The sequence below is a fragment of the Bacteroides sp. RTP31139st1_H2_RTP31139_211217 genome (assembly GCF_040227615.1).
GTDB classification, from domain to species: Bacteria; Bacteroidota; Bacteroidia; order Bacteroidales; family Bacteroidaceae; genus Bacteroides; species Bacteroides uniformis.
On record NZ_JBCNZM010000143.1, the window covers coordinates 1 to 12,489 of the forward strand.

12 protein-coding genes and 1 pseudogene are annotated in these 12,489 nt (G+C 42.7%); 6 read left to right on the forward strand and 7 right to left on the reverse strand.

Annotation, left to right across the window (positions count from 1 at the left end; genetic code table 11):
• From ABUA47_RS18760 to ABUA47_RS18790, 7 genes and pseudogenes are all read right to left on the reverse strand, one after another.
• Positions 1 to 145 (reverse strand): annotated as a pseudogene (locus tag ABUA47_RS18760) (UDP-N-acetylglucosamine 2-epimerase (non-hydrolyzing)); the annotation flags it as partial.
• A gap of 8 nt (positions 146 to 153) precedes the next feature.
• On the reverse strand, positions 154 to 1,305 hold the full coding sequence (locus ABUA47_RS18765) for a polysaccharide pyruvyl transferase family protein (protein ID WP_057254168.1): 1,152 nt from the start codon (positions 1,303 to 1,305) through the stop codon (positions 154 to 156).
• A complete protein-coding gene (locus ABUA47_RS18770) occupies positions 1,302 to 2,534 on the reverse strand; it encodes a Coenzyme F420 hydrogenase/dehydrogenase, beta subunit C-terminal domain (RefSeq protein ID WP_057254144.1) in 1,233 nt (410 codons plus the stop codon). The genes ABUA47_RS18765 and ABUA47_RS18770 overlap by 4 nt, the downstream gene beginning before the upstream one ends.
• Before the next feature lie 14 nt (positions 2,535 to 2,548).
• On the reverse strand, positions 2,549 to 4,090 hold the full coding sequence (locus ABUA47_RS18775; RefSeq protein ID WP_057254145.1) for a hypothetical protein: 1,542 nt from the start codon (positions 4,088 to 4,090) through the stop codon (positions 2,549 to 2,551).
• A gap of 162 nt (positions 4,091 to 4,252) precedes the next feature.
• The gene (locus ABUA47_RS18780; RefSeq protein ID WP_057254146.1) at positions 4,253 to 5,809 is read right to left on the reverse strand and encodes an ATP-binding protein; all 1,557 of its coding nucleotides are present in this window, start codon (positions 5,807 to 5,809) and stop codon (positions 4,253 to 4,255) included.
• Between the two features lie 73 nt (positions 5,810 to 5,882).
• Positions 5,883 to 6,368 carry a UpxZ family transcription anti-terminator antagonist gene (locus tag ABUA47_RS18785; protein WP_057254148.1) on the reverse strand — a complete coding sequence of 162 codons (486 nt, stop codon included), beginning with the start codon at positions 6,366 to 6,368 and terminating at the stop codon, positions 5,883 to 5,885.
• Between the two features lie 34 nt (positions 6,369 to 6,402).
• Positions 6,403 to 6,939, reverse strand: coding sequence for a UpxY family transcription antiterminator (locus tag ABUA47_RS18790; RefSeq protein WP_057254150.1), 537 nt, complete (start codon positions 6,937 to 6,939; stop codon positions 6,403 to 6,405).
• A gap of 615 nt (positions 6,940 to 7,554) precedes the next feature.
• Here ABUA47_RS18790 and ABUA47_RS18795 point away from each other — a divergent pair.
• The 6 genes from ABUA47_RS18795 to ABUA47_RS18820 all read left to right on the forward strand — a co-directional run bounded on the left by ABUA47_RS18795 (position 7,555) and on the right by ABUA47_RS18820 (position 12,459).
• Positions 7,555 to 7,914 (forward strand): hypothetical protein, encoded by a 360-nt coding sequence (locus ABUA47_RS18795; protein WP_005837300.1) that lies wholly within the window; start codon positions 7,555 to 7,557, stop codon positions 7,912 to 7,914.
• A 180-nt stretch (positions 7,915 to 8,094) separates the two neighbouring features.
• On the forward strand, positions 8,095 to 8,460 hold the full coding sequence (locus tag ABUA47_RS18800) for an SH3 beta-barrel fold-containing protein (protein ID WP_009038322.1): 366 nt from the start codon (positions 8,095 to 8,097) through the stop codon (positions 8,458 to 8,460).
• Positions 8,461 to 8,484: 24 nt separating this feature from the next.
• The gene (locus ABUA47_RS18805) at positions 8,485 to 9,186 is read left to right on the forward strand and encodes a Lin1244/Lin1753 domain-containing protein (RefSeq protein ID WP_005827562.1); all 702 of its coding nucleotides are present in this window, start codon (positions 8,485 to 8,487) and stop codon (positions 9,184 to 9,186) included.
• A gap of 59 nt (positions 9,187 to 9,245) precedes the next feature.
• Positions 9,246 to 10,010, forward strand: coding sequence for a glycerophosphodiester phosphodiesterase family protein (locus tag ABUA47_RS18810; RefSeq protein WP_005837303.1), 765 nt, complete (start codon positions 9,246 to 9,248; stop codon positions 10,008 to 10,010).
• A 340-nt stretch (positions 10,011 to 10,350) separates the two neighbouring features.
• Entirely contained in the window at positions 10,351 to 11,199 is an 849-nt protein-coding gene (gene dapF / locus ABUA47_RS18815; protein WP_005827555.1) for a diaminopimelate epimerase, read from the forward strand.
• A 27-nt stretch (positions 11,200 to 11,226) separates the two neighbouring features.
• Positions 11,227 to 12,459 (forward strand): LL-diaminopimelate aminotransferase, encoded by a 1,233-nt coding sequence (locus ABUA47_RS18820; RefSeq protein ID WP_035448675.1) that lies wholly within the window; start codon positions 11,227 to 11,229, stop codon positions 12,457 to 12,459.
• The last annotated feature ends 30 nt before the right edge of the window (positions 12,460 to 12,489 follow it).

Here is a 12,489-nt window from a genome sequence, read left to right on the forward strand (position 1 = left end):
GTACCTGGTCCAGCATTTCACGGTGCTGACCGGTAACACATACTATCGTTTGGAAAGATTCCAGATGTTTCTGGAATTCCTTCACCAAAGGAGCCATCTTTATGGCCTCAGGGCGAGTACCGAAGACAAGCATTATCTTTTTCATAATTCTATTTATATTTTCTGTAGTAATAAATCAAAACGGAATTTCTGTATTTCATCCAATCGAGACCGGTAATTCCAACATTTGACAATATCTGCAACATTATGATAATTTTCAAAATCAGTTAGCGAGATTACCGTTTTATTTGTTCCATATACATATTCGGCCATGCCTTTAGCCTTTTCGCTATATGAAAGCAACAATACAGGTACATGCATGGTAATAGCATTAACAGCACAATGCATTCGGGCAGCTATTACAAAATCACATCGTGTTAAGTTATTTTTCAATCCTATAAATCCCGGGTCTGTATCAATAATATCCACATCATATCCTTTATTTGTCACTATGTCAGCTATTTCTCTTAAATATAACAAGTCATTATCATTAGGATTTGCAGCTAACACATGAGGCAGAAAAATGAATTTGCAGTCCAATTCTTTTGCCAATCCACAAATGGTTTCTGCTTGCTTGCCTATAGCGGTATCAATATTCTTATAATGATATAAAGCAGACAACGGACTAAGATTTATTCCGATGGTCAGTTTATCATTTGATTTCTTTTCTATACGAGGGGACTCTACAAAAAAAGCGGGATCAGGCGCCAGCATTACATTGTTATCTATACCTAAAGATCTTAAATAATTCACTGTCACGGATTCTCGAGCAACAATTAAGTCTATCTTCTTTAAATGTTCTTTATAAAAAGCTAAAGCACTTGGGTTATTCTCAAACTTACCAACGGAAGCACCCCATAACACATATTTTAGTCCTTTGGATTGACATTGTTCAAGAAAGTTGGGAAGAGTGCTATTATATGCGCCTGTAGAAGAAAGGGTATAGATATCTCCACCTATTGAAAATACCGTATCAAAATTCGCTAACCAATCAGTAGTATCATAAGCTATTGTATAAGAAATATTCACATAAGAAAGCAATTTCCGCAGAACATTACGCCAGCTCCATCGTCCTATTCGCTTACGTTTTACAATACGTATATCACAATCAGCCAATCTGCGCACATCATCCTCATAATTATAAGAAGCGTAGCTAATATGCACATTCGGATTGATGGTTTTCAATATATTTACCGTTCCTCGTACAATTGCCTCGCATCCGTAATTGTAGACACCGCCTATCCCTATCAATAATACATTCTTCATATCTTCCCAATACATTTTTTTATAAAATTCTTCATTCCTATTCTATCAAGCATTCTTGATATGATTGCCCGCATACTCTTATCCGGATATGTAGCATATTTAAGAATATATTTACAAGCCTTATCCTCTTGAATAGCATTAAAGAAAGCCTGCCGATGTAAAGGAATTGAATCCGACTCGAAACAGCTATGATTATATTGCCGAACAAAATCCAAATCAACAGGTAAACATTCCAAGGAAGATGAAAGATTTTTAAACTTATCAGACTTTACAATACATAAACTTATGCCTTTATCATCATCAAAATCCGGATAAACATGGTGTATCCCCCAACAGTCCGCCAAAGTAATATCACTACCACTACGAAGTTCTCTATAAGCACAAAAATGGCAGGATGGACGAAAAAACAGGTTACTCATAAAACCACGCATAAAAATATTCTTATCTATAGGTTCAGAGAGCAAAACTGAATTTTTCTCTCCACTCCCAAGGGTAGTGGAGAGGGTGAGAGCAAAACTGTATTTTTTCCATCCTAAACACTTATCTCTGAACAAAATACCCTCAACGAGGGCATTTTTACCAGAGATAGGGTGAGGCGAAACTGTATTTTTTTCGCACTGACGTGCGACCGTTTCCTTCAAATACATTCGCCAAACTTTTGGACTGGGAACGCCATGACAAATGAAATCAACCGTTGTCAAATTCTCATAATCTTTTCTTAAGAAACGCTTTAAACCTGCTATCTGACAAGGGGTACCAGAAAAAAGGACCAAACGTCCACCTCTTAAAAAACTTTCAACTTGTTTGTATGATTGGTCTATGCTACTCTGAACATACTTCGATCCACGAAAGGCAGACAGTCCTTCTAACGTTTCAGAATAATCATGAACGACATCCCATTTTTCGTCAAAACGCGCACCAAAAACGACTCCACCGGCATTTATTGTTTGCTCTGCTAACAATGTAAACACACCACCTGAAGAACTATGTTTCCTTATATGCTCATCCTTAGATTTTGCTGCATAAATATAATGTGGAAGATGGGGGCTACTAGGAGAAAGTATTGGACAGACCTTCTCGCATAGCCCACAATCTATGCAAGACTCTTTATCCACTGCAGGATAAAGAAAACCCTCTTCATCTTCCTGCATGGAAATACATTGTTTGGGACAACGTTGTACACAAGCAGCACAACCGCAACAGTCTGATTTTTTTTCCAATTTAATCATAGCAAAACTGTTAATTATTCCCTTCTAAAAGAACGAATGCGTTCGGCTATTTTCCCACGGACAAATATCCTTTCATTCTCTTCAAGCCCTACTGTATAGACAGCTATACACACAGAACCCATACAAGACAATCCTAAAATAACTACATGAACTATCGAAGTGGGGGGAAACAATAGCCGAAGTATAACTGGTATAGGGATTCCCAAGAGTAGCACCAACAACACACTTCTCCCTACTTGGCAAACAAACCTGTTGATATTTAATTGAATAAGAGAGCGTATGATATAGAGACGCGTAATAAAGGACAATATGATTACCAATAAGTTGACAATAAAAACCGAAGGTGCATCAGCCCCCATCTTTAAGACTACATAAGCAATTGGAGTAACAAGCATAATGACACCTCCCACCACAGTCTGATACCGACGTACATTACCCGTAGCTGCTGCAGCCACCATCAAAGGATTGGCTATACTATCAATCGTAACCGCCATCAAGGAGAGTTGAAGAAATGTTGCCGAAAAATCGGGAACTTCCGTAAGCCAAACTTCCAGAATTTCTTGGGTCATCAAATAGATTGGTAACGAAAGCAGGAAAAGCAGAAAAAATGAAAAACGGGCACTCCTTAATACCAGATTATGCATAGCCTGCAAATCGCCTGTTGCATAGTTCTTGGTAATCTGCGGATTCAGTGCCATTTGGAAATTGCTGGAAAAGTAGGATACAGCCCCTTGCACCTGCACTGCAACACCACGAGCCGCATTTACTGCAGGACCAAAAAACATGTTGAGCAGAATATTCACCCCTTGTGTGGATAAAATTCCCGCACAATTGCCCATAAGGTTCCATCCTGCAAAGCCCAACATTTCTGTAAATAACGGCTTACTCCATATCTTTTTCAGTTCCACTTCCTCAAAATGGCGTACACAATAACGCATATAAACAGACTGCATCAGCAACTGCACAGCAAAAAGCAACGCTGCATAGAAAATCAGCTTGTCAACCGGAACAATCATCAACAAATACACAATACCCAATTTTGAAATTACTTCGAATATGGATATATATGCGAAAACCGACATTCGTTCATGGGCAATTATTGAAGCATTAAAGGGAACATTTATTATGGAAGCCATCATGGTCAGCACCGAACATTGGTAAACCCAAAAAGCAGCGTACTGTCTATCTCCGGCAATAATCATCTTGCTTTGTAAAAACCACAGACCTACAGTTTCAGCCAATAGGAGAATGAGCAACGCTATAATCAAATGTATTTGGAGAGAGGTATTGAACACCTTTAGTTGCTCTCCCAATTCTCCCTTTCCTAATGCAAATGTAATGTAACGCGAAGTTGAGGCCGACATTGCACCATTAAGGAAACCAAACATCACCACTACTCCACCCACCACATTGTAGATTCCATAATCTTCAATTCCCAATGTAGCCAGCACCACACGTGATGTATACAGGCTGACCAGCATAACAAATATCATACGTATATAGAGCATTAGAGTATTCTTTGCAATACGCTTGTTATCCGTCTGTTTATTATCCATAAGTAGTAAGTGTCCAAAAAAGACGTAGCTCCTATGGAAAACCGCCCAAAGGCAGCTTTCCTATAAAGAATATCAAAAAAGGACTTGAGTTTTAAGTATTATTAGTTTGGATTCCTATCGTTCATAGGAAAGGAATTTTGCCGAGGCATGAGTGCTAAAGAGTTATTCCACAATATACCTCTCCACATTCCGTGTCTCCTTGCTGAAGTTCACCCCCACTTTCACCAGCCGCCTGCCATCCAGCACATAAGGAATCAGATAACCTCTCTCATCAATTTGCTTCAAGGCATCTTCGGCACTGCCGTTCAGCTTGAACTCAAAGACGTAAACGGCATCTTTTGTCTGCACCACGGCATCGGCACGACCACGCGCACTGCGCACTTCCGCCTGTACGAATTGGCCCAGCAAAGTGAAGACGACATAAAAGATGGCCTGATAGTGGCGTTCGGTATTGTTGCTCAGTTCGTAGGGAATGCCTGCAAAGAATACTTTCAAGCGTTCCATGAATGCATCCACATCACCGGAACGGAGTTCACGCATAAACTTGGCTATGTGGAAACCGGTTTCATCATCAGTCACTCCTGTATAATAAGGAACCAAGAAATTCAAGAAACCATAGCGTACCTCATCATTGGGAAAACCCAAAGTGTACAATAAAACATCCCTATCGTAGTCTTTGATGGTCAGATAACCACTCTGATAAATCATGGGAAGCGGATTCTTTACTTCCGCACGATACTCAAAAAAGGCGGAAGCCGTCACTTCAACTCCCTCAATCAGAAGGCGCAAATCATAATCACTCTCTTTCAATAAATTTACCAAATAGGTAGGAGTACCGGTCTGAAACCAGAAATTATCCAAAATCTTCGACTTGCATGCATTCAACACACTGAAAGGATTAAAAACCCCTTCACAATGAGGGTAAAAATGATAACCGTCATACAGCTTCGTCATCCGCTCCAAAGTTGTATCGAAGTCCATTCCATTGGAAACACCCAAACGTTCTATCTCCGGAGTAAACGTTGTGAGCAGTTCTTCCTTAGTAATACCACATAAAGAAGAATAGTCGGGCCATGTACTGATGTCCTGCAACTGATTTAAATCACTGAACACGCTAATCTGCGCAAACTTCGTCACACCCGTCAAAAAAACAAAGCGGAGATAACGGTCGGCACTTTTCAGTACCCCATAAAAGGCTTTCAATATCCGACGATATTCTTCCGTTAGCTTTTCATCCGAAAGAGCTTGAAGCAAAGGCTTATCATATTCATCAATCAACACTACCACTTGCTTACCCGTCTGGGCATACGCCTGCTCTATCACATAGGCAAAGCGCTCTTCGGGACTACGCTCCTGCTTTTCTGCACCATATTTCAATTCCCACTTTTCCAGATATTGATTAAGCATGGCTATCAAATCTCCGGCTATTTCATATTTACGGGCATTTAAGTCCAGATGTAATACAGGATATTCCTCCCATTGGGTTTCCAGTTTTTCGATGGCAAGTCCGTGAAACAAATCTTTACGTCCTTGAAAGTAAGCTTCGAAGGTAGATATAAGCAAACTCTTACCGAAACGGCGAGGACGGCTCAAAAAATAGGGAGTGGAATTGGATGCTATCTTATAGACCATTGCTGTTTTGTCTACATAAAGATAATTTTCTTCACGCAGCTTTTCAAAAGTCTGTATACCAATCGGCAGTTTACGCATCTGTTCCATCTTATTTCTCTTTTTTAGAAGCTATATGCAAATATACGTTTTTTCTTCAAAGAGAAATCCTATTTATACATTTTTATTCCATTTCCTCCCATGGATAAGGATTATCCACCACATTCTGAAACTCATCAACTGCTTCCTGCTGCTCGGCAGTCAGTGATGCAACACTCCAAGAAGCAATGATGGAACGAGCTTCATCCACCAAAGCCTCATCAAACACCTCACCATAGCAAGCAGTAAGCAGACGAAGCTTTAGTAATGAAGCAGGAAGAATATCCAGAATATCCCAACAGCGCTTCAATACCTCCTGCACATGTTGTAGCTTTTCACCATGGTCAATGAACGAGGCACTATACCCTTTCAAGAGAGCAAGACAGACATTTGCCTGCTCCTCCACCGTAGTACCCCAGATACTGGAATTATACAAAGTTGTGGTCAAGCGATAGACTTCGCTGTTACGACGGGACAAGTCATCACTATAGATAGGACTCCCGTCCATACCCAAATACATCAGATCGTGCGCAGCACGCTGAAGGAGGAGTGCTTCTTCTAAAAGAGACATGATTAATTAAAAATTATAAATTAACAATTAAAGACTAGCGGATTACTTCGATGAGATCCGGATGGATGGTCGCCATGGCAACGGCAATGATACCTTGTATAGCAATCACTACACGACGATCACGGGCACCTTTTACTTTTAGAAAAACACCTTCTTGACCCTCGAAGTCGCCACCGGTGATACGGACTTTCGTACCTTTGGAGAGATTCAGTTCTTCGGGTTGAAAATAGAGAAGATGGTCATTGTAGGTACCAGCAACGGCTATGAAACGCTGCATATCATGGTCAGGAATGACTATTTTCTGACCGCTACGGGTATCAGTAATATATTGCAAATAAGTAATTTGAGACTTAAATCGCTGCACTTCGGAAGGACGTGCGTGGACAAAAACCAGGTTACGGATGACGGGAACCAAAGCACGGACTTTCCTGCCCCTACGGATACTTATCTTATATTGCATGGGAATGAAACAGCCAAGATTTGCCTTTTCGAGAAGATGCATAGCTTCAAGCTCCCTGCGGTATGTAGCACGCATGGCAAACCAAACTTCGGTCTCTTTATCCATTTCTATTCTTGTTAATTTTACTTAGAAAAAGGTATTCCTTGGGGGCTTTGAACTACTATTACACAACTGTAGTTCAATCACTTGCGAGCATTTTATGGGAAGTTTGACAAGCACTATGCCCTTCTTGTCAACAGATTCTCTGTGGTTGTTCATTACCTTTTGGTAAGAGACTATAAACGAACGTATTAGAAACAAAAAAGCGTTTTTTAATCGTACGTTTAAAAAACACCTATTTCGGACTTATACAAGACATACTCAAGAAGCTAAAAATAAGAAGATTTTAACTGATTACATATATTGCATATACTGCTGAAATTCAATGCAATATGCTTATCATTATTTATTATTAGGAACATTTTTCTATCAAACATTTTGCCATTACAAAAAACGTCTCTATCTTTGCGTTCATTAAACGTACGTTTTTTAAACAGCATATCATCTTATATATCAACCATTTACAACTCACCCTTCACATTTCCCACCAAAATTCCCTTATTTCTCCCTCACTTTTTATACTTTCGCATTTTTTAACCAGAATAAAAAACAGTTAAACGAACGAAGAACTACACAAATGAAAGAACTCAAAAAAAGAAGCATCTCAACAGTAACGAACAGAGAAGCATGTCGTATCAATCTGATACACAGAAACTAAAAGCAACAAAAGTAAAAGAACACAGTTCCATAGTGGATGAAAAGCTATTGTCAGAACGGGTTTACTACGGAGACCAGACCCATGTTTATGTAGGTTACTTAAGAGCCTTTAAATCAGGCTATTTTGAAGGCACAAAAATTAGAAAAATAACGGATATAGCCAAACTGCTCGTAGCATCCGAAAACTTCACAAAGAGAGCCAGAGGAGAGCAAAAGCCTTTGACTTACAGTACGATAATCACCGAATTGGAGAAGGTATGGGCCATCATAAAACGGGAAGACACCACACTGATTGACCCATACGGATATGATGTAAGGATAAATCACTGATAGTTCAGTACCTGGAAAGGCAGTAATTTTGCCGCCGTCAGCAACCGGACAGAAGGGCTACACCTTTCTTGTCGGATGGTGTAGCCTCAACAAGGCAAGGGCGTAGCCATCCGTACTGAAAGGAGTAGCCCTTTTTCATTGCTGATTATCATACATTTACTAACCCTAAAAACATAAAAAATGGGAAAAGAAAAAACTGAATTTGAGGAGAAATTTGTATCCAAAACAGAAAAAACAAAAAAGCTATGGGAAAAACGGATTACGGAAAACACGACATTGAGCATGGAGTCTGTACAATGGATGGCACAACGCATAAATTCCCTATTGGAATACATGCGATACGGATATGCATTGATAGCCTACCGAAAGCAGGACGGCAGCTTCTACATGGGAAGAGGAACCCTTGTTTCCTACGAAAGCGACTTCAAAAAGAAACATGACATGACAAGCATTAAAGCTCACGTAGCCTATTGGGACGCGGAACAACAAGGCTGGCGGACTTTTCTGATTGAGAACTTTATGGAATGGAGACCGATAGTAAACTAACAAAAAACACCAATATCAAAAGCTATGGAGGCTTATTTACTACATGATGCCAATGCCGGCAGCAACCTAAAATTAATGATTATGATACAAGAAGAAGGTATGAAAGGATATGGCATTTACTGGACAGTGCTCGAATTCCTCAGATTGCAGAATGAATATAAAGCCAGCCTGAAAGTGATTCCCATACTGGCACAAAAAGCAAGGGTGACAACCGCCACACTGAAGCGAATCATCTATGACTATGCACTGTTCGAGGTGAACGAGACAAGCTTCTCATCCCCCGGACTAAGCCGCCGCATGGAGCCATGGGACGCCCAACAAGAAGCTAAAAAGGAGGCCGGACGTCGCGGTGGACTGGTTAACCAGCAGAGAATCAGGGATGCCAAAACAAGCAGCGCTTTAGCAAATAAACTAAATAAAGAGAATAAAGAAAACCCCTCTCTATCTCCCCAAGGAGAGACGGGAAGAAGGAAGGAGGAGATTCTTCTGACTCCACCGGAGTACACGCTCAACAGACAGACGCATAATTACCAAGGCCTGATGGAAGAACTGGCAAGGCAGAAAGTAACCGACATCCACGATCTGAATGCCATCCTAAGACTGACAGATTTTGGAAAACTGGGAGGGAAAATCTGGAAAATCCTATATGAGTTGAACAGCTCACCCCAGCTGAAAGCCCGCATCGTGATGCCCGGAAAGTACATACTGAAATTACTCAGGGGTTAGATTTAATAAAAGAAATATAATACTTATCTTTGTGTTCAAAACAAAACACCCTAATCATTATGAATCTGAAAAAACTATTTTTTGCTTCTGCCCTGCTCTTTGCTGCATGCGGCACTATCCAGGCCCAGGAAGTCATTGCCCACCGTGGTTTCTGGACTACAGACGGTTCGGCTCAGAACTCCCTTGCCGCACTTGTAAAGGCTGATTCTATCCACTGCTACGGCTCCGAGTTCGACGTTTGGCTCACCACAGACAATCAGCTGGTTGTCAATCATGACGCCACCTTTAAAGGCGTGACTATGCAAGATGCCACAGCCAAGGTATGCACCGCCGTACAACTGGACAACGGCGAACAACTCCCTACCCTGCAACAGTATCTGGACAAGGCAAAAAGCCTAAAAACCCGCCTTATCCTCGAACTGAAAGCCCACAAGACTCCCGAACAGGAAACACGAGCCGTAGAGGGCATCGTAAAAATGATAAAGGACAAAGGACTGGAGGACCGTACGGAATATATCACCTTCTCCCAACATGCCACCAAGGAGTTTATCCGTCTGGCACCCAAAGGCACCCCCGTCTACTACCTGACCGGTGACCTTACCCCCAAGGAGCTGAAAGCATGGGGTTGTGCCGGTCCCGACTATCACTTCAGTGTCTTCCAAAAACATCCCGAATGGATAAAGGAATGCCACGACCTCGGCATGAAAGTAAACGCCTGGACCGTAAACGAAGCCAAAGACATGGAATGGCTCATCAGCCAAGGAGTAGATTTCATTACAACCAATGAGCCGGTAGTGCTGGAAGAAATTTTAAAGAAAAAATAGCCGCTCCTTATACATTTAGAAACAAAAACCAAACAAACCGCTTCATTATGTCCGCAATGGAGCGGTTTCTTGTTTTCAAAAAGATAGCAATTAGTCTTATAAAAAATCTTTTTTCTTATTTTGAGTCAAACTAAACTTTCACATGGATTACAATTTATATAAAAACAAAGCCATATGCTTTTAAATTGAAAGCCTGACAGTAGATATTCTCATTGAATGAAAGTTTCGCTAAAAAATAATAGAAAATAGATATGCTTTACAGTTAATTATAAAACAAAACGTCGTATATTTGCATCGAAATAAAACAAAAGGATATATTAACCAACCGATAAAGGACAAAATGACAAGAGCTATAAAATTCACCAAGATGCACGGTGCCGGAAACGACTACATTTATGTAGATACGACCCAATATCCTATCAGCCATCCGGAAGAACTTGCGAGGGCATGGAGTGCACCGCATACGGGAATTGGAAGTGACGGTCTGGTACTTATCGGTTCTTCGGACAAGGCCGATTTCAGCATGCGGATATTCAATGCCGACGGCTCGGAGGCCCGGATGTGCGGCAATGCAAGCCGCTGCATCGGAAAATATCTTTTTGACTACGGACTGACCTCCAAAACAGAAATCGCACTCGATACACTGTCAGGTATAAGGATGCTAAACCTGCACTTGGCAGACGGAAAGGTCAACTCTGTAACCGTAGACATGGGCATACCTGCCGACGAACCGGCAGACTACGACGGCAAAGGAGCCAAACCGATGAAAGAACAGCCCATCGAAGTGGACGGAGAACGATATGTAGGGACTACCGTATCCATGGGAAACCCGCATCTGGTAATCTTTGTCAATGATATTGAAGCCATCGACCTTACAGTCATCGGTCCCAAACTGGAGAATCACCCTCTCTTCCCCGGACGCATCAATGTAGAATTTGCCCAGATATTGGGAGAAGGAAAAATAAGGATGCGTGTCTGGGAACGAGGCTCGGGCATCACCCAAGCCTGTGGAACCGGAGCTTGTGCCACCGCCGTGGCAGCCTTCCTCACCGGACGCGCAGGAAGGGAATCCATCATCATCATGGACGGAGGCTCACTCACCATCCGATGGGACATCGCCACCAGGCATGTACTGATGACGGGAGAAGCCACCAAAGTATTCGACGGCAAAATTGAATTAATTGACTAATCACCAACTATCAACCAAGAAAAGATTATGGCATTAGTAAACGAACATTTTTTAAAGCTACCGGGTAGTTATCTGTTTTCAGACATAGCCAAGAAGGTAAATACTTTCAGGATAACACATCCCAAGCAAGAGGTCATCCGTCTGGGTATCGGAGACGTTACCCGGCCACTGCCACCGGTCTGCATCGAAGCGATGCACAAGGCAGTGGAGGAGATGGCTGACACACGGACATTCCGTGGATATGGTCCCGAGCAGGGATACGACTTCCTGATAGAAGCCATCATCAAGCACGATTACCTTCCGCGAGGCATCCATTTCGGTCCTACGGAAATCTTCGTGAACGACGGAGCAAAGAGCGACACGGGAAACATCGGCGACATTCTCCGCCACGACAACAGCGTGGGAGTGACCGACCCGATTTATCCGGTCTATATAGACAGCAACGTGATGTGCGGACGTGCCGGAGTACTGGAAGGAAACGGCCAGTGGAGCAACGTCACCTACATGCCTTGTACCGCCGAGAACGACTTCATCCCGGAGATTCCGGACAAGCGCATCGACATCGTCTACCTCTGCTACCCCAACAACCCCACGGGCACCACCCTGACCAAGCCCGAGCTGAAGAAATGGGTGGACTATGCGCTCGCCAACGACACGCTGATTCTGTTCGATGCCGCCTACGAAGCCTTCATCCGCGAAGATGACGTACCCCACTCCATCTATGAGATAAAGGGAGCGAAGAAATGCGCCATCGAGTTCCGCAGCTTCTCGAAGACTGCCGGATTCACGGGAGTACGCTGTGGCTACACCGTTGTGCCGAAAGAACTCACTGCCGCCACGCTGGAAGGCGAACGCATCCCGCTGAACAAGCTCTGGAACCGCCGCCAATCTACCAAGTTCAACGGTACCAGCTACATCACCCAGCGGGCGGCGGAAGCCATCTACACACCGGAGGGACAGCGGCAGATAAAGGAAACGATAGATTATTATATGGACAATGCCCGGACCATGAAGCAGGGCCTTGAAGCGGCCGGGCTGAAAGTCTACGGCGGTGTGAACGCTCCTTACATCTGGCTGAAAACGCCTGACGGAACAAGTTCCTGGCGGTTCTTCGAACAGATGCTGTACGAAGCCAATGTAGTGGGCACACCGGGTGTAGGTTTCGGCCCCAGCGGTGAAGGATATATCCGGCTGACGGCCTTCGGCAAGCACGAAGACTGCGTGGAAGCCATGAAGCGCATCCGGAAGTGGCTGAAATAAAAAAACAATTGAATTAGCGAGGTACTTGCT